Annotated in this window: 19 protein-coding genes; 4 read left to right on the top strand and 15 right to left on the bottom strand. The window is 51.4% G+C overall.

Annotated features, from left to right (window positions below):
- Positions 1-20: 20 nt before the first annotated feature.
- Positions 21-785, bottom strand: a complete 765-nt coding sequence (locus tag Q8O77_RS06340) for an SDR family oxidoreductase (protein WP_305552011.1) — start codon at positions 783-785, stop codon at positions 21-23.
- Positions 786-934: 149 nt separating this feature from the next.
- Positions 935-1,285, bottom strand: a complete 351-nt coding sequence (locus Q8O77_RS06345; protein WP_305552012.1) for a helix-turn-helix domain-containing protein — start codon at positions 1,283-1,285, stop codon at positions 935-937.
- A 155-nt stretch (positions 1,286-1,440) separates the two neighbouring features.
- Here Q8O77_RS06345 and Q8O77_RS06350 point away from each other — a divergent pair, with 155 nt between their 5' ends.
- Complete coding sequence (locus Q8O77_RS06350; RefSeq protein ID WP_305552013.1) at positions 1,441-2,349, top strand: zinc-binding dehydrogenase; 909 nt, start codon at positions 1,441-1,443, stop codon at positions 2,347-2,349.
- 71 nt (positions 2,350-2,420) lie between these two features.
- Here the strand turns inward: Q8O77_RS06350 and Q8O77_RS06355 are convergent, their stop codons facing one another.
- On the bottom strand, positions 2,421-2,834 hold the full coding sequence (locus Q8O77_RS06355) for a DUF5655 domain-containing protein (protein WP_305552014.1): 414 nt from the start codon (positions 2,832-2,834) through the stop codon (positions 2,421-2,423).
- 174 nt (positions 2,835-3,008) lie between these two features.
- Between Q8O77_RS06355 and Q8O77_RS06360 the strand changes: the two genes are divergently transcribed.
- Positions 3,009-3,152: a DUF3096 domain-containing protein gene (locus Q8O77_RS06360; protein WP_173499862.1), complete on the top strand. Its 144-nt coding sequence runs from the start codon at positions 3,009-3,011 to the stop codon at positions 3,150-3,152.
- Between the two features lie 114 nt (positions 3,153-3,266).
- Here Q8O77_RS06360 and Q8O77_RS06365 read toward each other — a convergent pair whose 3' ends face one another.
- From Q8O77_RS06365 to Q8O77_RS06405, 9 genes are all read right to left on the bottom strand, one after another.
- Positions 3,267-4,481: a LanC-like protein gene (locus Q8O77_RS06365; protein ID WP_305552015.1), complete on the bottom strand. Its 1,215-nt coding sequence runs from the start codon at positions 4,479-4,481 to the stop codon at positions 3,267-3,269.
- 270 nt (positions 4,482-4,751) lie between these two features.
- Positions 4,752-5,285, bottom strand: a complete 534-nt coding sequence (locus Q8O77_RS06370) for a hypothetical protein (protein ID WP_305552016.1) — start codon at positions 5,283-5,285, stop codon at positions 4,752-4,754.
- Positions 5,286-5,347: 62 nt separating this feature from the next.
- A complete protein-coding gene (locus Q8O77_RS06375; RefSeq protein WP_305552017.1) occupies positions 5,348-5,992 on the bottom strand; it encodes a hypothetical protein in 645 nt (214 codons plus the stop codon).
- A gap of 308 nt (positions 5,993-6,300) precedes the next feature.
- On the bottom strand, positions 6,301-8,169 hold the full coding sequence (locus Q8O77_RS06380) for a glycoside hydrolase family 13 protein (RefSeq protein ID WP_305552018.1): 1,869 nt from the start codon (positions 8,167-8,169) through the stop codon (positions 6,301-6,303).
- Positions 8,170-8,172: 3 nt separating this feature from the next.
- Positions 8,173-10,212, bottom strand: coding sequence for a glycoside hydrolase family 97 protein (locus Q8O77_RS06385; RefSeq protein WP_305552019.1), 2,040 nt, complete (start codon positions 10,210-10,212; stop codon positions 8,173-8,175).
- 119 nt (positions 10,213-10,331) lie between these two features.
- On the bottom strand, positions 10,332-11,579 hold the full coding sequence (locus Q8O77_RS06390) for an RNA polymerase sigma factor (protein WP_305552020.1): 1,248 nt from the start codon (positions 11,577-11,579) through the stop codon (positions 10,332-10,334).
- A gap of 19 nt (positions 11,580-11,598) precedes the next feature.
- On the bottom strand, positions 11,599-11,943 hold the full coding sequence (locus tag Q8O77_RS06395; RefSeq protein WP_305552021.1) for a YciI family protein: 345 nt from the start codon (positions 11,941-11,943) through the stop codon (positions 11,599-11,601).
- A gap of 11 nt (positions 11,944-11,954) precedes the next feature.
- Positions 11,955-12,389 carry a nuclear transport factor 2 family protein gene (locus tag Q8O77_RS06400; RefSeq protein WP_305552022.1) on the bottom strand — a complete coding sequence of 145 codons (435 nt, stop codon included), beginning with the start codon at positions 12,387-12,389 and terminating at the stop codon, positions 11,955-11,957.
- Between the two features lie 77 nt (positions 12,390-12,466).
- The gene (locus tag Q8O77_RS06405; RefSeq protein WP_305552023.1) at positions 12,467-13,693 is read right to left on the bottom strand and encodes a threonine/serine exporter ThrE family protein; all 1,227 of its coding nucleotides are present in this window, start codon (positions 13,691-13,693) and stop codon (positions 12,467-12,469) included.
- A gap of 263 nt (positions 13,694-13,956) precedes the next feature.
- On the opposite strand from Q8O77_RS06405, the gene Q8O77_RS06410 reads away from it, so the two are divergent.
- Positions 13,957-14,958, top strand: a complete 1,002-nt coding sequence (locus Q8O77_RS06410; protein ID WP_305552024.1) for a virulence RhuM family protein — start codon at positions 13,957-13,959, stop codon at positions 14,956-14,958.
- 45 nt (positions 14,959-15,003) lie between these two features.
- Here Q8O77_RS06410 and Q8O77_RS06415 read toward each other — a convergent pair whose 3' ends face one another.
- Both Q8O77_RS06415 and Q8O77_RS06420 read right to left on the bottom strand, forming a co-directional pair.
- Positions 15,004-17,406, bottom strand: a complete 2,403-nt coding sequence (locus Q8O77_RS06415) for a TIM-barrel domain-containing protein (RefSeq protein ID WP_305552025.1) — start codon at positions 17,404-17,406, stop codon at positions 15,004-15,006.
- A complete protein-coding gene (locus Q8O77_RS06420; RefSeq protein ID WP_305552026.1) occupies positions 17,403-19,301 on the bottom strand; it encodes an alpha-amylase family protein in 1,899 nt (632 codons plus the stop codon). Before Q8O77_RS06420 ends, Q8O77_RS06415 begins: the two co-directional genes overlap by 4 nt.
- Positions 19,302-19,501: 200 nt before the next feature.
- Here Q8O77_RS06420 and Q8O77_RS06425 point away from each other — a divergent pair, with 200 nt between their 5' ends.
- Complete coding sequence (locus Q8O77_RS06425) at positions 19,502-21,181, top strand: methyl-accepting chemotaxis protein (RefSeq protein WP_305552027.1); 1,680 nt, start codon at positions 19,502-19,504, stop codon at positions 21,179-21,181.
- Here Q8O77_RS06425 and Q8O77_RS06430 read toward each other — a convergent pair.
- Positions 21,178-22,080: a hypothetical protein gene (locus tag Q8O77_RS06430; RefSeq protein WP_305552028.1), complete on the bottom strand. Its 903-nt coding sequence runs from the start codon at positions 22,078-22,080 to the stop codon at positions 21,178-21,180. The genes Q8O77_RS06425 and Q8O77_RS06430 overlap by 4 nt on opposite strands.
- Positions 22,081-22,173 lie beyond the last annotated feature (93 nt).

Here is a 22,173-nt window from a genome sequence, read left to right on the forward strand (position 1 = left end):
CAACCATCAAAGCCGGGACTTTAAACCCGGTTTATCGATACACCGCCGTCTACCAGCATGGCTGAACCCGTAGTAAAGCTCGATGCGTCAGAAGCCAGATAGAGCGCAGATTGGGCAATCTCTTCTGGCTTAGCGATACGTTTCAGCGCGTGCAGGCCGGCGACAAATGCTTTTTTCTCCGGCGTATTGGCAAATTCCTGCGCTGCTGCGGTATCAGTTCCACCGGGCAATAACGCATTTACCCGAATATTATAACTACCGTACTCGCTGGCAAGTACTTGGGTAAGACCAATCAGCCCTGCTTTGCTGGCCGCGTATGCAGACATTCCCGGCATCCCCGCGCTATAGCCAACAAAAGTAGAAGTAAAAATTATCGACCCGCCACCGCCCGCTAACATTGCTGGCAGTTGATACTTCGCCGCCAGAAAAGCGCTGGTCAGATTCGTTGCGATAACCTGATCCCAATCGTGCAAAGACATGTCGGTAACCGGCCCTATAGCACCCAATATGCCAGCATTATTAAAGGCAACATCCAGGCGGCCAAATTTGGCTAACGTCTGCTCAACCAGCGTTTTGGCAAATGCTTCTTCGCCAACATCACCCGCTATTGCCAATGCCTGGCCGCCTTCATCAGTAATAAGCTTAGCCAAAGCCTGCAGCTCGGGCTCTTTTCGTGCGGCCAGCACCACAGCAGCGCCTTCGCTGGCGAACAGGCGTGCGGTTGCCCGACCAATACCGGCACTGGCGCCGGTAATAATAACGACTTTATTTTTGAGAGTATGCATATTCGACCTCTTGGCTCTGTTTGAAATTAATGTCTAATCGGAACAGAGACAATTCTAAAAGGTCGCTACCGGCCTGCCGACCCGAATCTTGCTATGTTGTAACTGCTTAGCTAAATCCGGTGCCACAGGCAGAGCGCTGATATTTCAGGCTAGGCCCCATTTTCCTGCTCAGTGATTGTGGGTCTTTGTGCATGGAATGCCCCCCAGTCTCTCATCTGCATCAATAAGGGCGTCAGCGTTTTGCCATATTCTGTCAGCGAATATTCAACATGAGGAGGAACAACTTCAAACACTTGCCGCGCAACAACGCCGTCATCGACCAGTTCTTTTAGCTGCATGGTCAACATCCGCTGCGTAATGCCATTAATCATGCGTTTTAACGCGTTGAATCTGCATTTGTCGTTTTCTAACAGATTAAACAAGATAATCGGTTTCCACCTGCCACCGATCACCTTGAGAGTCGTCGTTACTGAGCAGCCAAATGGTTCATCGTAGTTCATATCGGCGGTGTTCTTAGTGGTATACAAATTGATACTACATTACAAAATTGTGCGTACTTATGCAAAGGGAACTTTCGATGTAGACTGCAGAAAACTCAAATTCGGAGATAAAAATGCAAGCTGTAGTGATCGAACAATTTGGCGCGGCAAGCGTGATGAAGCTGGTAGAGCAACCGACACCTACCCCGGCAGATGATGAAGTGCTGGTAAGGGTAAAAGCGGCGTCGGTGAACCCTGTTGATATACAAACCAGAAGGGGAGATTACAAAAGTATTGTTGCTTTACCCGCAAGGCTGGGCGTTGATTGTGCCGGCATCATTGAGAAAGTTGGCAAAGATGTGCATGACTTGCAGGTTGGCGATGAGGTGTTTTATGTGCCCAGATTACTGGAAAATGAGGGCAGCTATGCAACACACCACTTTGAGAAAGCCGCTATAGTTGCCAAAAAACCTGCCACCCTTTCTTTTGAGCAAGCGGCTACACTGCCTTTAGCCGCTGGCACCGCATGGGAGTGTTTAGTGGAGCGGGGCCGCCTGAAAAAAGGCGATAAAGTGCTTATTCATGGGGGGGCAGGTGGCGTAGGTGTGTATGCAATTCAGATTGCGAAGTTTTTCGGCGCGCATGTGGTAACTACAGCCAGTCTGCATAACAAAGATTTTGTCGAAATGCTGGGGGCAGATGTTAATTACGACTATCGCAGTGAGTCGTTGTACGAAGACCTGCAGCAGGATTACAGCTCTGGTTTTGACATTGTCTTGGACACTGTTGGTCAAAAGACAATAGAAAACAGTCTTGTATTGTTGGCAACCTCAGGGCGGTTGGTATCCATTGTCGATATGGCTGTGCCGCAAAATCTGATTGCCGGCTGGTTAGCCAATGCCGAGATCCATTTTGTGTTTACAACCCAATCAGCGAAAAGGCTTACTGAGATCGCAAAAGTGGTGGATGCCGGTGGTATTAAGCCAATCGTCGAGCGGGTGATGAAGTTAACTGACATAGTGGCAGCGCATGAACTTATAGAAATCGGAAACCGAAAAGGCAAGATTGCAATCTCGGTAGACTAGCGACTGGTTGGCGGTAAAGAAAGCTTACTGGCGCAGGTATATCGTGCGAAATGGCCGTAGCATAGCTGCCGTCAAGCGAGCGAAAACTGCCAGGCTTCTGTAAGCAGCTGCTCAATGTGTTTAAGCTCAGCCAGGCTGGCAATTTTCGCCACATGAGTCACTTGTTTGCCGTCAGCAACAATCTTAATAAACGCCGGGTTATCGATCCGGCGGCCAAGATGTATCGCCACCCGCACCGCGTCTTGCATAATCGACAGATCGACGAAAATGCGGCGGCTGCGAAACAACACATAGCGGTCGCGGGCCACGGTTTCTACTTTGCCAAGGTTATTAATAAAGTTTTCTAGTGCCCGGTAAACCTCAATAACCGCTGGCGGCCTGTCGCGCAGCACATCCGCATTATTGCCGGTGCCACAAGCATGGCGCTGATTTTTGCGGCTGAATTCGCGCACACATTTCGGGCATTGCCACATTTCCGGGGGCATTCACACCTCTGATGCAAGGCTTTAGGTAATTCGAGTTTAGCGTAAGAAATTAACCAGCTGCGGCCCTTTTCCGGCACGTTTACATCGCATTTTAATGAATTGCTATATTCCCAGCCAGGCAGCACAATGCTTTAGCTAACCCACCACTAAACTCAAACATAAAAGGACAGGATTATGACTCTGCATATTGACCTTATTCCGGTACTCTCCATCGTAGCCGGCATTCTGATACTGATCCGGCCGAAGATCCTAAACTACGTTGTGGCTATTTATCTGATCGCCGTAGGCGTAATCCAGATTTTTGGTTTGCAAATCTGATTAACTGGGGCAGATTAAAATTAAATCTATAAAGAGACTGATTTTAATTTTGTTCTGCCCACAGAGGTCTGTTCACACAAAGCCTTGAGGTGCTTGAACATAGCTTAACCAATATCAGAATAAATCCAGCCCGGGTATTGCTGCTGTTTCAGGATGCAGGCAGTGGTGCAAGAATATTGCCAGCCCGGCATCACCGGTCCATAAGGTAAATCGTCCCTGCCCATAGCGTAAACGGTCTCTTTGGCATTGTGCAATGGCATGCATAGCGAACTTTTTTGCTCTTTCAAGCCAAAGCGGGTTTCCCCACCGGTGATATAAGTACAAAAACGCATAACCATTGCCTGCGGTACCGTGGCAGATATTAGAACCTTTTACCAAAGGCCCTGCTAGCCACACCAGCTCACCGGTTTTTTCCAATAGCTGATCAAGCTGTTTAGATTCCTCAGAATCGACTTTCGGTGTTCTGGCCATTGCCGTAACAATGCCTGCCGCGCCGTGACACCATTGCACCAGCAGTTTTTCAATATTGGGTTTAGTGCACAGCGGCCAATTAGCTAAATCAGTGTCTTGCTTTGCTGAGATATTGAGTGTGGCAATAGTACGTTTCATTACCAATTCAACGTACCCATCTGGCAATAAGTCAGCGCCTTGCAACAGGACGTTGGCGTTGCCGGCGACACCATGACAAGCGCCGTAGTAATGCCGCTTCGGTCCAAACACCTGGCTTTGCCACAGCCACTCGCCGGTATCTGTATCTTGGTGCCAGTTGTCCATCAGTGACTTGGCGCCTTGAACGTACATACTGCGCCAGCGGTTGTCAGCCGTTTTACGATAAAGCGCCAACGCAGCATGCATCATGCCGGTTTGTCCGGACGTTATTTCGTACAGTGGCAGCGCTATAGTGGCTTCCATACAGCGCACAACGCGCTGGGCCAGTTGCTGATCTTCCGGTTGCGCTAATATTGCCGGCATTAGTATGCCAAGCTCGCCAATTTGTAAGCCGGGTTCAACAGCGACATCAGGTTCTTTAAGGAAAGATTGGTAAACGGTTTCAATGAAGCCGGATAAATCCCTGGCGTTATAGCCGTAGCGCCGCAGAATTTGCAGCGCGTGAATAGTCCCAGCGGCACCGGCGTAGGAGGCCCACTTTGGCCCCGGTCGGGGGTAGCTTTCTGCATCAAGCGAATGCGTAGGCCAGCAAGCTTCAGGTAACAATGCTTGCTCAATATCGGCAATAATGGCGGCAATTTCTGCCTGAGCCGTAGCTTCACACCATAGGTTATTGGTAAGCGGTTCATGGCGGCTGGTATCAAATAACGGCAGTAACATCGGCGTGATCACTTTTATCAAAACTGCAGGCAAGCTAGCGTATTAGTCAATGAAACACAAAGCTAAGTAACATTAACAAAGCTGATGTGAGGCAGTGGTATACCAAGATAGCCACCGAATACGCTCAGTAAGAAGGTAAGCGGCGCTAATCCGCAATGCTTTTGGTTGATGCCTAACGCTGCCAGCAACGGCCGGAGTGAATTGGCTGTTTTTTTTGCGGGTTTATGCAAAAAAGAAGACAATTTACGGAGGTCCGCTTGACTGGCCTTGTTAGGCCTTACTATGTCGTTCACCAAGCAAATTTTCGCAATCGCACAGTTTGTCCAAAATCCCACTTCTCAGAAGAAACGAAATCAGAAGTGAAACTGGAACACCGCTAAAAATTAGGGCATCTAACACAGAGTCCATTATCATTTCTTTAACGCCATTAAAACTTAGTAAAAGCGAAGCGCCATCCGCACCTAACGACATTTTCTGTTTATGTTCACAATATCGCCTGCAAAGGTCATCAATACCATTGCTTCCGGCCTCTTTTAGTTTAAACAGTATGTTCTCGATTTTTTCTCTAAAATTAAATGAATTAGAGGCGATTTCCCCAGTGACCCAATCTTTTATCGCATCGACTGAAAATTCTTCATCAATTAACTCCTCAGGCAACTCACCAATGGATAACAACCATTCCTTAAGTTCTAAATAGGCCATATATTCAAGCCAACGCTGCAAGGGGCCGCGAATTTCCCGTGAATCTAAAATTCCGACAGTCACTGCGATATTTTCTATCATCGATCTTGATATGGTTTCCATTTTCAATATTCCCCGACTAAATTTGGAATGATGATCTTTGTACGATTTATAGGCCTAACGCTTCAAGAACCGATGCAGCTTGCTGCATCCGCGTTTCTTGACTTGTTAGCTGCTGTTTCAAAATTTGCTACACGGTAGAAAAAAGCCACATACAGCAAAGATAATTCTCTTTGAGCTTTGTAAATGGGTTCCACGTGTTCAATACCCGAAGAATTGCCAGATAAATCAAATAAAGACAACGCTTCTGTAATCTTAATGTCAAGTTTAACTGCAAGCTCATAGCATTTGTGATCCTGCAAGTATTGGCAAATTGCAATAGCCTCTGCCAGTACAATCTTTCGACACTCAACTGAAAACGATACAAAATCTTCAACAAAATATTTTATTAAGTCATCTTGAATTTCTGAGCTTATTTTTTTATTAGAAACTAAACCACAATACACATGAATAATAGTTTCGAATTTCGCGTATAAAGGACTGTAAATCTCCTGCAGCTTTAATGTGGCTGCACTTTTAGATTTAAGTTTCTCCATTGAAATAAGAGACTTTTGTTGAAGTTTAACAATCTCAAGGTCTTTTTCTTTCGTAATCTCAGCTAGGCGCTTTGATTGAATAAATGCAAATAACATACCAGCCACTGCAACAAAATATGGTCCAATAGCCTTTACTAGCTCTATAAGATTTATGGATTGCTCGGTATTAGACATGAAACCTCCATGAGCAGCTAACAATATTATTAGAAGGAAAAATCCCTGCTTTCACCGCGGGATTCTCCCTTATATCCTGATTTTACATCCTGCTAAACTAGCCAACATTTTTCGCTAAATCAACCACATCTTGCTCCGTGCTTAATAAGCGCCTGCGTGAGAGCGGGGTTTAAGCTTCCGATTAACTTATTAACAAAAATAGCGCTGCTTTACAGTAGGTTATACAGTGCTTAAGTACTGTGTTTCCGCTAAAAAGATGGAGTGTTGAGAAGCCCCAACGGCTTTCGCCGCTGTGGGTGTGTTGAAGGTTAACGGATATCCAGCACCAAGGTACCGCGTGCTGGCACGGTAAGTTGTTTATCCAGCGTTATGCGTTTACCGGTTATGACTTCTGTGGCGGTTTTACCACGTGGCAGTACTTCATTAAAGCGGGCTAAGTCCAGTGTTACCGGCTGGTGTTGTTTATTCATTACCACCATTACCGTTTGCTTGTTGTTATAACGGAAGTAGGTATAAGTGCCGTTATCCGGTGCGAAGTGCATTAGCTTGCCGCTGTGAATAGCGCTGGCGGTTTTACGCCAGTTCAGCAGGGTTTTCACCAGCTGCTGGGCGCTTTTTTGCGTGCTGTTTAGGCCTTTGCCGCTAAAAGCATTAACCTTGTCGTTAGCCCAGCCGCCCGGGAAGTCGGCGCGTACTTTGCCGTCGTCGCGTACTTTGGGGCTGGTCATGGCGATTTCAGTGCCGTAAAACAGTTGCGGTATACCGCGCATGGTCAGCAGGTAGCTGATGGCCATACGGTATAAAGCCATATCTTCGTTAAGCAGCGAAAAAATCCGCGCGGTGTCGTGGTTGCCTTCAAAAGTCACCAGATTAAACGGCTCGGCGTAAATATGGTCATTGCTGAGCATCTCGTACAGGCCAATCCAGCCGCCGTTCCAGCTTTCATCATCGGTCAGGGCTTTTAACATGGCATCGTACAGCGGGAAATCCAGCATCGCCGGGGTGTGCGATACATAGCCATCTTTATTTTGCTTACCACGCTGCCAGTACGCCACGATAAGCGGATTCGGGCTCCACTCTTCGCCGACGATATTAAAATCGGGGTACTCCAGCATCAGGCGCCGCGCCCATTCGCTTAAAAACTGCTTGTCGGCGTAGCTGTAAGTGTCTTCGCGGATGCCGGCCAAATTGGCGTACTCCACCCACCAGATACTGTTCTGGATCAGGTAAGTCGCCAGCAGCGGATGGCGCTGGTTTAAATCCGGCATGCTGTCGACAAACCAGCCGTCGGTAAACTGCGCGCTATCAACGATGCTGGCGTACGGGTCTTGCACCGTGCTGCGGTTATGGTTAGTGCCAATAAAGGCGGTGCCGGTTAAAAAGCTTTGGTTGTTCAGCCAGTTGCTATCGGGCAGGTCTTTCAGCCACCAGTGTTCGTTACCAATATGGTTCAGAATAATATCCTGAATCACCTTAATGCCCCGGGCGTTGGCGGCAGCAACAAAGTCGCGGTATTGGCTGTTAGTGCCAAAGCGCGCGTCGATATTGTACAAGTCCGTTGCGGCATAGCCGTGGTAGGAATAAGCGCTTTGGTTATTTTCCGTCAGTGGCGTGGGCCAAATGGCAGTAAAACCCATATCCGCGATATAGGGCAGGGCGTTTTGCATACCGGTTAAGTCGCCACCGTGGCGGCCATTTGGATCCTGGCGGTTCACCTTGTCCGGCATGCCTGGCATATTGTCATTGGCCGGGTTGCCATTAGCAAAACGGTCTGGCGTGAGCAGGTAAATTACATCGGCCGGGTTAAAGCCCTGGCGGCCGGCAGAGGTTTCACGGCGCTGCAGCAGCGGGTAATTATGGCTCAGCACCGTTTCGCCGTTCAGGCTAAACTGCAGCGCGATATCGCCCGGCTTAACCTTGGCGTCCAATGTCAGATTTACAAACAGATAGTTTGGGTTAGCGCTGCGCTCAACACCGGTTACGCTGACGCCGTCGTAATTAAGCGCCGGGGTTAATTTGGCAATATCTTTGCCGTAAACCATTAATTGTAACTGTGGATGCTGCATACCGGCCCACCAGTTGGCCGGCTCCAGCCGTTCGATTTGAAAAACTTGTGCCTGCAGCTGACTGCTGAGCAGGCAGCCGGCGCTAATTGCCAGTAAGGTTTTAGCGTACATAGTTTATAGCGCCTTAAAACGAATGGCGGCGCCGCCACTGCCGGCCAGCGGCAGGGCCAGGCTGTCGCTGGCGGTTACGCTTTGCTGCTCTATTTGCATCTGGTACGGCTTGGTGCGCCAGTCGGCGTCTGTGCCATCGCGGTATATTTGCGCCGTATAACGCTTACCGGCCGGTAAAAAGTCCAGTTTTACGCTTAGCGTGCGCGCTTGCTCATCAGTCAGTGCGCCTAAGTACCAGTCTTCGCTGTGTTTATCCTGGCGGGCAAATACAACAAAATCGCCGACTTCGCCTTGCAGCGCTTTGCTTTGCGCCCAGTCGGTGGGTACGTCTTTAATAAACTGAAAGGCTTTGGGGTGGGCGTCGTAATGTTCGGGTAAATCGGCCACCATCTGAATGGGGCTATACAGCACCACATACAGCGCCAGCTCTTTGGCCAGGGTTGACTGCACGCGGTTTTCCGCGTCCAGGCCGTTATAGGCCAGATTAAAGATGCCCGGCGTGTAGTCCATCGGGCCGGATAACATGCGGGTAAACGGCAGCATAGCCGTATGCTCCGGCGGGTTAGGCGGCGAGCCCCAGGCGTTATATTCCTGGCCACGGGCGCCTTCGCGGCTAATCCAGTTCGGGTAGGTACGGCGCAGGCCGGTATCTTTAATCGGCTCATGGGTATTAATACTGAGCTGCCGTTTCGCCGCTTCTGTCACCGAATGCAGATAGTGGTTTACCATCAGCTGGCCGTCGTGCCACTCTTTGCGCTCTATACCGTGCTCATCAATGCGGGTGGCCTGGCCGCCATCGGCGACATAGCCGGTTTTAATCTGGCTGACGCCGTGTTTGGCATAAAGGTCATAGGCATCGGCCATTTGCGCTTCGTAATTGCTGATATGGCCCGAGGTTTCATGGTGGCCAATCAGTTTTACGCCTTTTTCTTTGCCGTAGGCGCTGATAGCCGCTAAATCGAAGTCGGGGTAGGGCGTGGTAAAGTTAAACACCGCGCCATTTAAAAACCACTCGCCGTCCCAGCCGGTATTCCAGCCTTCTACCAACACGCCGTCAAAGCCGTTTTGGGCGGCAAAGTCGATATAGGCTTTAGTGTTAGCCGTAGTGGCACCGTGCTTGGGCCCACTGCCCCAGCTTTGCGTTGCCAGATGCATTCCCCACCAGATACCGGCGTATTTACCCGGTTTTACCCAGGACACATCACCGAGTTGATTCGGCTCGTTTAAATTTAAAATCAGATCAGAATTGAGCAGGCCAACGGCATTGTTGGCTATCTGAATAGTGCGCCACGGCGTGGTAAAGCTGCCGGCCGTTTTTACCCGGATGCCGTCAGACCAGGGAGTGAGATCGCTTTTTAATACGCCATCGCGCTGCTGATCCAGCACCATGGCAGCAAAATCAACCAGCGCTGCCTCATGAATACTCAGGTGTACGCCGCCCGGCAGTTTAAAAGTAAAAGGCGTATGGGCGCGGTCAACTTCGTTTAGTGCTGTGGTACGGTACAGCATTTCATAGCGGTTCCAGCCGCGGCCAGTGATCCACCAGGCGGTGCTTTGCTTAGCGTCGCTAATACGAAATTCGGTCAGCTCGTCGATAATATCCAGCTTAGCCACACCTTGCTGCGGTACTTCGTAGCGAAAGCCGAGGCCGTCATTAAACAGCTTAAAGCGCAGCGTAAAAGGCGCTTTGCGCTTTGGGTGCTGCAGTGTTACGGTGAGTTCATTGTGCTGATCAACGACAGTTTCGCGCTCGCCCCATGGCTGCTGCCAGCTCTGGTTTACGCTGCTGCGGCTATGCTGGCTGATTTTATAGCCGCTGCCGATGGCCGGTAGCTGTAAAAAGCGAAAGCCCAGTGCGGATGGGGCGATAACCTGCTTACCGTGAAACTGCACCTGATAGGTCAGCGCCGTGTCGTCCAGCGTCAGTACGATATTGCCATCTGGCGAGCTGACATTCAGGCTGGCGGCAGACAGCGCCAATGAGCACAAAGACAAGCCGCTAAGCAATAACAGCTGATAACGCCGCAGGTTGGACATAGACATAAACAGATCCACTGACTTTTTTGGTGCTCTAACCCTAGAGCATTGCACCACGATGCAGCAAGGCAGATGCCTGAAATGCATACGTATTCAGCCACAGCCAGGACCAGTGCCGGTAGCTGTCAACTTTGTAAGGCAGTAATTTGCTGCTGTAAAAAGCGCTGCTCCGGTGCCTGTTTGCACAGGCTTAGCGCTTGTTGATAGGCACGCAGTGCGTCGCTGCTGCGGCCAAGCTGGCGCAGTAAGTCGGCTTTGGCGGCATACAATAAATGATACTGGCTAAGCTCGCCCTGTTGCTCCAGTTCGCTAATCAGCGCCAGGCCGGCGGCCGGGCCGTCACGCATGGCAATGGCCACGGCGCGGTTAAGCGCCACAACCGGCGACGGGTCGGCTTGCTGCAATAAATTATACAGGCCGCTGATTTCCTGCCAGTCGGTATCTGCCGCCGTCGCCGCTTCGCTATGGATGGCGGCAATGGCGGCTTGTAAAGTATAAGGGCCGATACGCCGCGTGCGCAGCGCCCATTGCACTAACTCACTGCCCTCACGTATTTCATCCTGTTGCCATAAGCTGCGGTCCTGCTGTGGCAGCAACACCAGCTTACCCTGTGTTGAGATGCGCGCAGCGCGTCTGGCATGTTGCAGCAGCATTAACGCCAGCAGGCCGGCGGTTTCGGCATCGGGCAGCAGTTGCAGCATCAGGCGGCCCAGCCGGATGGCTTCGTCACTTAAACTGATATCCAGCAGTTGCTCGCCCATCGAGGCGGAATAGCCTTCATTAAACAGCAGATAAATCACCTGTAACACGTTATCCAGCCGCTGCGGCAGCTCAGCCGCTGGCGGTACTTCATAGGGGATACGCGCATCGCGGATTTTGCCTTTGGCGCGTACTATGCGCTGCGCCATCGTGGTGGGGCTGGTTAAAAAAGCCCGGGCAATTTGCTCGGTGGTCAGGCCGCAGACTTCACGCAGTGTTAGTGCCAATTGCGCATCGGCGGCTAATCCCGGGTGGCAGCAGGTAAAGATTAACCGCAGTTGGTCATCGCTTATCGGCTCGGCGTCCGGGGCTTCTTCTGCGCTTAGCTGCGCCAGTGTTTCATCCGGCAAATGGGTTAAGCGCGCCGTTTTACGCAGCTGATCTATGGCTTTAAAGCGCCCGGCTGATACCAGCCAGGCCGTGGGGTTGGCCGGTATGCCATCTGTTGGCCATTGTTGCAGCGCGGCATGAAAGGCTTCGTGCAGCGCTTCTTCGGCTAAGTCAAAATCACCCAGCAGGCGGATCAGCGTCGCCAGTACCTTGCGTGACTCCTGCTGGTATAGCTTGCTCAGCCTGGCCCGGAACTGGCCACTGTGCGCGGGGTTGACCGGCATTGGTGCTTAAACGCCAGGCTCAGACATCAAGCTGGCGCACCGGTCGCACTTCGACCGAGCCGACCCGCGCCGCCGGTATGCCGCTGGCAATCTGGATCGCTTCGTTTAAGTCGTGCGCCTCTACCAGATAAAAGCCGGCCAGTTGCTCTTTGGTTTCAGCAAAGGGGCCGTCGGTAATGCTGACTTTACCGCTACGCACGCGGATGGTGGTGGCGGTGCTGACCGGTTGCAGTGCTTCAGCGGCCAGCATGCGGCCACTGTCCTGTACCTTTTCGGCATAGGCCTGGCACTCGCTGTCATGCGGGCTGTCGGGCAGGCTATGCAGCGTTTGCTCGTCGCTGTATACCAAACACAGATATTTCATCGTTGTGCTCCTTAAGGCGCTAAGTTTGACAGCATAGCACCGCTTTCCATATCAAATGGCATCGAGTAGTGCTCGTGTACTATTTTCCAGCCATCGCTGCCATGTTGCCAACACTGGGTGGCGCGCATCCAGCAGCTTTGCATTTCACCTTTGTCATTGGTGCCGCCGCAGTGAGTCAGGCTATGGCTAAACGCCAGTTGTTCGTTAGCCTGTACTTTCAGTTGATGCAGTTCAAACATCGATTCGCCGCTGCAAAATTCCATGCAGCGTTGCCAATGCTCGCGGTAGTCGGCTTTGCCTTTAAATTGCAACTGCGCTATCGCATCAAAAGCGACAATGTCGTTATGGTACAGCGTCATAATTTTGCTGACATCTTTGGCGCGTACAGCATTGGCCCAATTGGCAAGCAGATCGGTAATTTGTTGTACTTGTTGGCTGTGATTCATGATGTTGCTCCTGTTTTACCTTCAAAGGTATTACTGGTCGTTACAGCAACAATGAAATCGACAACCGCCGGCAGTTTTTACAAACTTTTTTTCGGCGGCAGGGCAACATTGGCAAAAATAAGCCCGGCTACCAGCGCCATTAAAATCAAGAAGGTTTGCTGGCCAACGCGGTCGGACACGACAAAATCCTGGCCGGAGATCAGCGAATTTAAGCCGATATAGGTTTTACTGCCCGGCACCAGCACAATAAGGCCATGCATGGCGACAATAACCGCCGGTGCATTCGCCAGCCGGGTAAACAGGTTGCTGTAGATGCCGACGGCAAAAGCCCCTAAAAAGGCGCCCATGGTGGCATCAAACAACGCAGCGCCGCTAATGCTGACGCCATAGGCAATAAAGCCGGCGGCCAGCGACCACAGCGTATACTTGCCACGGCTTTTAAACAGCACTATCAGCGAGCTGACTAAAATACCCACGGCTAACCAGGCAAAGTGGTGCGAGATTGGCGGCGGCTTAACAAAATCGACCACGCCAAACAGCGCAAAGCCGATGGCGATACCCAGCAGTGCGCCAAAGTACAACTTAAACAGCAGCATTAGCGCATCCATAATACGGGCATTACCCGATACCAGATGCCGTGCCGCCAGTTCGGCAAAGCCGATGGTGAGCGCTAAGCCCGGGATAAAAGAAATGATGGCCGATAGCACGGCCAGGCGGATATTAATACCGGGGTCGATATAGCTGCTGATGGCACAGGCGCCGATACCGGCCGCCAGCGCCACTAACGGCTCCAGCATATTGGCAATCCGCGGCGAGTGCGCGGCCCAGAGCATAAACAAATACACCAGTAAGGATAATAACGACGACCACAGCACATCATTCCAACTGGTCGCCATTAACATGGCAAAAGCGCCGCCGGAGGCCATCATCGCCACGGCGGTGGCCAGTTTACTGTATGAGCTGGGGCGCATATCGATGGCGTCGAGCAACGCATCGGCTTCATTAATGCTAACTTTGCCCTGCAACACCTGATCGACCAGCTCGTCGGTACGTGACAGCGCACCTAAATCCAGATCGCCCGGGTTAACCCTGGAAGCATGGGTGTACTCCTGCTCGTGGCCATCGGTCCACAGCACAAAGGTCATCGAAGTCGGCGAGATAATAAAGGAGCCTTTTAGCCCCAGGTGGGTAGTCAGCTCGGTTAAATGCGCTTCCAGCCGGTAGGCCGGGGTGCCGTACTTATGCAGCATCTTGCCCAGTTTGACGACAAACTTACGTTTATGATTAAAATCAGCTGTGTACACAAGCGACATCCATCAGGTGGGTAACTTGTTCATTGTAATGCAAAAGCGCGCTGATACCACCAGCAGCACCAGTTATTTCCTGCCGCAGAACAGTCTGAATATCCGCTAGTGTCAGGACGACTTTAAATGTTGCAGATTAAAAATCTGAGTCCAATAACACAGCTAAAAGAGCAATCTGATAATAAACAGTTTCCAATGCCTGTTTGGACCAATAGAATAAACGACATACAACTGTGTTTTTCATGCGGTGCCATGGGGATAACGTGAGTGAACTAATTCTTTACACTACTGAAGATGGCCAGAGCAAGATCCAGCTACGGGCGGATAATGGCACGGTATGGCTGACTCAGTTGGAAATGGCGGAGTTGTTTCTAACCAGCAAACAGAATATCGCCAAACACTTCAAAGCTATCTTTGCTGATGGAGAGTTAATCCAGGATGCAGTTGTCAACCAATGGTTGACAACTGCCAGCGATGGCAAGAAATACCGCGTAACGCATTACAATCTCGATGCCATTCTGGCTGTAGGCTACCGGGTGCGTTCGCCGCGTGGTGTGCAGTTCCGCCGTTGGGCCAGTACGGTACTGAGTGAATATCTGCACAAAGGTTTTGTCATGGATGACGAGCGGCTGAAAAATCCGGATGGCCGCCCGGATTACTTCGATGAGATGCTCGCGCGTATCCGCGACATTCGCGCCTCGGAAAAGCGCTTTTACCAGAAAGTGCGCGAGCTATTCTCCCTTAGCAGCGATTACGATAAAACCGACAAAAGTACCCAGCAGTTTTTCGCCACTGTACAGAATTTACTGTTATATGCGGTAACACAGCAAACTGCCGCCGAGCTGATTTGCGCCCGTGCTAACCCAGATGACAGCCACTTTGGTTTACTCAGCTGGAAAGGTGATAAGGTACGTAAACAGGATATTTTGATCGCCAAGAATTACCTGAGCGAAGATGAAATAGATACGCTGAACCGGCTGGTGGTTATTTTCCTCGAAACCGCTGAGCTTAGAGCGAAAAGCCGTATTGAAACCCGTATGGCATTCTGGCAGCAACGTGTGGGTGAAATTATTAGCAGTAATGGCTTTCCATTATTGGCAGATGCTGGCGTTATCAGCCATGCCAAAATGGAACAACTTACTCAGCAGCGTTATGCTGATTTTGACCAGCGCCGCAAAGCAAAAGAAGCTATTGCGGCCGACCTTACAGACGAGGCCGCACTTAAAACGCTGGAAGATAAACTGAAACGCCGACCAAAGCGATAAATCTGAGCTATCACCGGTGTGAACCGGTGGTAGTTGGGTATATTGTTACCTGATTTGCAGCTGTGTTTTATCTTCCTGCCAGTTAATTTTTACATGCAGCTGCTTAGCGGCCTTGTCGTACCAGGCCACATTTTGCATACGGTTAAAGCGTGTTTGCTGCGGCACCAACTGAATATAACGGCCATCGACACTGATATGCCTGGGTGTTGCGCTTTGGTTATGCACTACCAGGGTTAACTCGCGGCTCTCCGGCCTACCTGCATAGTTGCCGCTGCGGCGCAGTTCAAATTTCTGTTCGCCATCCTGCTGCAGATAATAGAAGTTCAGCAGCTCAAACTCACCTTTGTCTATCGCATCCGGGGTTTTACCATCGTCTTCATACATCTCGCTTTTGGCGCAGTCCACGCTGCTATCGGCGTAGTAATGCAACGTCAGCTTTTTGCTGCTGTAATCGCGGGTGCTTTGCACCAGTTCAGCCATTGGCACAAAGCTGCCGGCTTTTACCAGCACAGGTATGGTATTCAGCGTTACCGGCACCTCAACGTTGGCAGTACCTTGGTAACGTTTGCCGCTGAAATAATCAAACCAGACGCCGCCAGGCAGCTGCACCGGCCATGACGTGACACCGGGTTCGGTTACCGGCGCAACTAAAAAGGCATCGCCCCAGAAGTAACTGTTTTTCTCATCGATTAGCGCCGTATTATTCTGATCAGCAAAAAACAGTGGCCGCATTAATGGCATGCCGGTTACGCTGTTTTGATACGCCAGCGTATAGTTATACGGCAGCAACTGATAACGTAAATTCAGCCAGGGCCGCAAGGTTTCAATGGTGTGCTTATCATGAAATACCAGTTCCGGCGCGATATGTTCCTGGGCATGCGGCCGGTACACCGGCTGGAACACACCGTACTGCAGCCAGCGGATATACAGCTCTTTATCAAATTGCTCGCCACCGGCAAAGCCGCCTAAATCTGAGTGAATATAACCAAAACCAAACAGGCCCATGCTCAGCGCCAGCTCTACCTGCGGTTTTAAGCCACCCCAGCTGCGCTCGACATCACCGGTCCAGGGCACCATGCCAAAGCGCTGGCTGCCGGGTGCGCCTGCGCGCATCATAATAAAGGGTCTTTGCTCAGGGAAATCGCGGCGCATGCCGCTGTACACCATATCAGCCCATTGATGGCCGTAAGCATTGTGCACTTCGTTGGCCATGCCGATGGCATGCACGGTATCGTCCGGGTGCACTTCCGGTTCGCCTAAATCGCCCCAGACACCGGCCACGCCTTGTTCTGCCAGCCCCTGATAAATTTGCCAGAACCAGTCTTGCGCTTTGGGATTAAACACATCAATTAAGCCGGTATTACCAAAGTAAAAATCAAAGGTTTTTGGCTTACCATCCAGCCCCGGCGCTATGGCTCCGGCTGCTACCGCTTCCTGCCAGCGCTTTGAACTGGTCAGCACAAAGGGTTCAGTAACTAAAATGGTGTTGATGCCATCGGCTTTCAAATCAGAGAGCATTTTATCCGGCTGCGGGAAGGCGTTATTATCCCAGGCCAGGTTGCCCATATGGCCTTTAATATCCGGCCCGAACCAGTATAAATCCAGCACCAGCGCATCCAGTGGCAGTTTAAGCTGGCGGAATTTTTCTACTACGGCGCGCGCTTCGGTCTCGTTACGGTAACCAAAGCGCGAGGCATAGTTGCCCAGCGTCCAGCGCGCCGGCAGAGGCTGACGGCCGGTGAGGGCAGTGTAGTTGTCTATCAGCTGCGGGTAACTATCACCTGCCACCACCACATAACTGCTGCGGCCGCCTTGTGCGCTAAACTGCATAATGTCGGGTTCGCTGTGGCCTAAGTCGGCTTCGCCTTTGGCAGAGTTATCAAATAACAACAGGTACTTATTGCTCGACATTATCGCCGGCAGGCTAAAGTACATTTGGCTCGACTCAGTGCTGTAGCCATAATGCGCTTTGTTATACAGCGGGAATTTGTGGCCGCGTCTGTCCATGCCCAACACGCGCTGGCCACCGCCGAGCAGTTTTTCATCTTTACTTAACGCAAAGCGAAAGCCATGTTGCTGTGTTTGCTGTACATAGCCTTGCTCTTCGGCCAGCAGTAAGGTGTCGTCACGATAATAGCTAAGCTGGAGCGGGGCTTTATTAATCTTTAACGTCAGGCTGGCACTGCTCAGCGTCAGGCTGTTGTCTGTTTCAGCCAGGGTTAACGCCACGGCTTCAGGCTGTTGGCTAATCGAAAACGATGGCAGCTGTTTAACGCCGTCGGCTTGGTAGAAGGCTTCTACTACATCGTTTTGGTAGAAGGTCAGGCTAAGCTTGCCCTTATCGGTTTGGATCAGCAGGCTATTGCCATCGAACTGATGGGCCTGATATTGCGCCGCTGTGCTGCAAAAAGCGCAACAGAGCGTAATTAAAGCAAACAGTAACTTCATGGTTGCAGCTCCAGAATTACCGAAGCCAGCGGTGCCAGTTTAACCACCACGCTGCCAACACCGTGTTGCACTGTCAGAGTATTGTCGTCGCCGGTTAGCTTCTCACTAAGCCGATATTGGCCATCGGCCAGCTGCCACTTATTGATCAGCTCTGCCGGTACGGTTAGGGCAAAATTAACACTGTGGTCGCTGTTAAAGTGGCTGACAATCAGCAGTTTTTGCTCTGCGCTGTAGCGGGCAAACGCCAGTTGTTGCTCGCTGTAGGCGGTGCCGGCGGCCAGATTGGCACTGTGCAATTCAGTATATTCACCCATCAGCGCTGGTGCCGTGGCGGTAAAGCTAAGCAGAGTTTTATAAAAGTTATGCAATGCCAGCTCGTCAGCAGTTAAGCCACCGCCATCAAACTTGCCGGCGTTCATCCATTTCTGGTGCTGCGGCACCCCCCAGTAATCAAAAATAGTGGTGCGGCTGGCTTTACCAAAGCCGGCGTCGCCGGCACCCGGCTCGCCAACATCCTGGCCAAAATACAGCATAGTAGGTGAGGTGCTGATGGTGGCAGACACCACCATTGCCGGCATGCCTTTGCGCGCGTCGCCGGCAAATTCAGGGGCGGCAATACGCTGCTCGTCGTGGTTTTCTAAAAAGTGCAACATATGGTGCTCAATGTCGGCCATGCGCTGTTGGGTTTCAACCAAGGCAGAAGTAGGGCCCTTGCCCTGCATCACCAGTTTTAAGCTGTCGTAAAACTCGACCTTGTCGTACAGGTAGTCCATTTTGCCAAGCTTAATATAGTCGCGGTACAAATGCGGCTGATACACCTCGGCCAGCAAAAAGGCGTTGGGGTTGCTGTGTTTAATATGGGCGTTTAAATAGCTCCAGAATTCTACCGGCACCATTTCGGCCATATCGTAGCGAAAGCCATCGACGCCTTTGGCCAGCCAGTATTGGGTAATATCGCGGAATTTGTGCCAGGAGTCGGGCACATCTTTGCCCTGCCAGAAAGCGTAATGCGCTGGCCAGTCTTTGTCGGCGTAATCATCTGGTAGCTGGTCAAAGTCGTAGCTGCCGTCCGGCTTTACGCCATAGTTAATTTTTACCGTTTCGTACCAATCATCAAATGCCGGCTGAGCTGCGCGGGCGCCATTGCCGGTCCACTTGGCCGGATATTCAGCAAAATGGCCGTCGGCCAGCGGGTGAGCATCACCGCCCAACACTTTATAGCTATCGGGAAACGCCGGTACGCTAAAAGCACTACCGGGTACATAGTAAAAGTTATTGTCGCGCTGATATTCCACACCGGTTTTATCGTTGGCGCCAAAATCAGTAACACTGCCCGGGTTGGTGAGCGACTGGTACGAGCGTGCCACATGGTTGGGCACTATATCAATCAGCACTTTCATATCATGCTGATGGGTGCGGGCAATTAAGGCTTCAAATTCGGCCAGCCGCTTGGCCGGATCTGTGGCTAAGTCGGGGTTAACGTTGTAATAATCTTTTACCGCATAAGGCGAGCCGGCGCGGCCTTTAATCACGTCCGGATCGTCATTGCTGATGCCGTAAGCGCTGTAGTCACGTACCAGGGCGTGGTGTGGTACACCGGTATACCAGATATGGCTGACGCCCATGGCTTTAATGGCGCTAAGTGCTTGTGGCGTAAAATCGGCAAACTTACCGACGCCATTTTCTTCCGCGGTGCCCCACGGCTTGTTAGTATTGTTTTGATTGCCAAATAAACGGGTAAATACCTGATACACCACTATTTTGTTATCGGCTTTAGTGTTGCTTGCGACTGATGGTTGTGTGTCGGCTGACATAACCGGCTCCGGTGCTTTGCTGCAGGCCAGCAACACTGCGCTGGCAACGCTTAGCATCAGTATTAAGGTTTTTTTACACATAAATCTACCCTGTCTATTTTTTCTTGTCGCTTAAAGTAACCGGGATTATTAACGCCGGCCTGGCTTTTTTTGGTGCATACGTATGCAGCAACGTCGCTTTTGCTATACACGACTAAGGTCGCAGCCGGCTTTATTTCCTTATGATTTACACTATGCTGTAACGGAATCAACTTGTTATCGCTATTTTGCGGAGCCTGCCTATGTTCAATTTTACGCTGAAAAACAAAATGCTGCTGCTGGCGGTATTGCCGATGGTGACGGTAGTGCTGGCGCTGATGTTGCTGATTTACAGCCAGATGCGCGCCATGGGCGAAGAAGAAGTGGTGCAGTTTCGCGCTGATATGATGGCAGAGAAGCAAAATGCACTGCAGCACCATGTGGCCATTGCGGTAACAGCTGTGGCGCCCTATTTCGGCAGTGGTGCACCCTCCGCAGAGCAACTGGATGCTGCGAAAGCGGTGATCCGCGCGATGAAGTTCAGCGATGACGGCTATATGTTTGTTTACGATATGGACGGTGTGAACATAGTGCACGGTTCTAATGCGGCGCTGGAAGGGCGCAATTTAATGAGCCTGCAGGACCCGAATGGTATTTATTTGATCCGCGAGTTAATTGACGCCGGCAAAAAAGGTGGTGGCTTTGTTACTTATATGTGGGACGAGAAAACCCGCGGCGGCTTAACGCCTAAGCTGGGTTATGCCGCACCGATGTATAACAACCGCTGGGTGTTAGGCTCGGGCTTTTATATTGATGATATTGACCGCCGGGTAGCAGAGCAGGAAGCACAGATTAGCGAGCGTATCCGCGATACGCTGTTGCTGATTATCGGCGGTGCTGTAGTGCTGTTGGTGTTGGTGGTATTGCTGGCATTATTTGTGGCAAATTTGGTGGTGTCACCACTGCAAAAAGCCTCGGCGGCGCTGATTAACATTGGTCAGGGCGAGGGGGATTTAACCCAGCGGCTGCAGATAGAAACGGCCGATGAAGTAGGTGAAGTAGCGCGCGGCTTTAATGAGTTTGCGCAAAAAATTCAGCAACTGGTTAGCGAAGTAAAACAAGCGGTGCTGGCGCTGAGCCATTCGGCCAGTACCATGCAGCAAATTGTGCACTTAACTGACCAGGATGCCGGCACGCAAAAGGCCGAAACTACCCAGGTTGCTGCAGCGGTGTATCAAATGTCGACGGCAGTGCAGGAAGTGGCCAGCAGCGCCGGCTTAGCCGCCGGTGCCGCCCAGGACGCCGATAAAGAAGCGGTAGGTGGCCAGCATAGTGTGTCGCTTACCATCAGCTCGATTAACAAGCTGGCCGAAGATGTAAACCGTGCCGGCGATGCCATTGAGAAGCTGGGTGCTAACGCCGACCAGATTGGCTCGGTGGTAAATGTAATTCGCGGTATTGCCGAGCAAACCAACCTGCTGGCGTTAAACGCGGCGATAGAGGCGGCACGGGCCGGTGAGCAAGGCCGCGGCTTTGCCGTTGTCGCCGACGAAGTACGCACCCTGGCTACCCGTACCCAGCAAAGCACCAATGAAATTCAGCAGATGATAGATGTGTTCCAACAGGGCACCAAAGATGCGGTATTGGTAATGCAGCGCGGCAAGGAGCAGTCGGTGCAAACCGTGGCTCAGGCTGATAAAGCCAGCGAATCACTGCAAACCATTACCAAGTCGGTTAGCACCATTACCCAGATGAATATTCAGATTGCCACCGCAGCAGAGCAACAAACTGCTGTGGCGGCAGATATCAGCCGCAGTATTCATGAAATTGCCCAGTTGGCCGATCAGGCGGCAAATAACGCCTCTGAACTGGCCAAATCGACTGATGAGCTGGGCAGCATAGAACAGCGGTTAAGTGCTCTGGTACAGCGCTTTCGCGTTTAAGCCGGCGTAGCCGTGCTGGTTGCCGCCGGCAGTGCCGGTAGCGGCCGGCGCACAAACCAGCGCCCCAGATGCCAGAGTAACCACAGCGATAACAGCGGAAAGATCAGCGTTTGCAAACTGTACACTACAATCAGTTGGATCAGCTTTTCTACCATGTTGTCGGAGAAGCTTTTAACCGCGGCAAACATATCATTCGCCTGCGCTGCCATCTGGCGTAACCAACTGAATGAGCCTTCATCGGCACTTTGCAGCGGCTGATCCACCCGTTGCAGCGCCGCCGTTTCACCACTCAGTGCGGCCTCGGCGGCAATACGTTGTGGCTCTAATACCCAGTCTGACAGTTCGGCCACGCCAAAAGCCGCCAGTGGCACACCAATACGGATCACCAGCAGCAGGGCAATAAAAATGCGTAGCAGCCAGGTGCAGCTGGTACGCCAGCCGGCAGGCCCCAGTAACAGCAATACAGCAGACAGTAAAATACCGCCGCCAAATAGCGGCAAGGCGGCTAACTTGCCAAACTCAAGTAAAAACAGCTGCAGGCCGATGGATGTCATCGCCAAGACCATTAAATCGGAGTAACGCACCGCCATATCCTGCAGCGGCTTTAAAAACTGGCCGGGTTTAACACTGGCAACACCGACGCCGACTTCGGCTTCTGATACAAAGGCAATGCCACGGTCAATTAAGCGCGCAGTAGCAAAAGAAGCGCTGCTCAGCACCAGGCTGCGCTGCAGCGCGGCAGTGGCCCGGTCATCCAGTGGTGCAAGTAGCGGGTTCACCAGCCGTTGCTGCAGCAGGCCGCTGTAAATGCCGGCCGCCAGCACTAACAGACACAGCAATAACGCCACGCTGCGCTGTGCAGTACTGAGTTTGCTTAAAGATTTACTGAGTGAGTTCATGGCGGCCTCCGGTTAACAGCATGGCGGGCTCAGGCTTACGCCAGTATTAACCATTTCACCATGCAGTGAAAGCGGTGCGGCAAAAGTAAAGGC

This window comes from Rheinheimera sp., from assembly GCF_030690345.1.
In the GTDB taxonomy this organism is placed as follows: domain Bacteria; phylum Pseudomonadota; class Gammaproteobacteria; order Enterobacterales; family Alteromonadaceae; genus Alishewanella.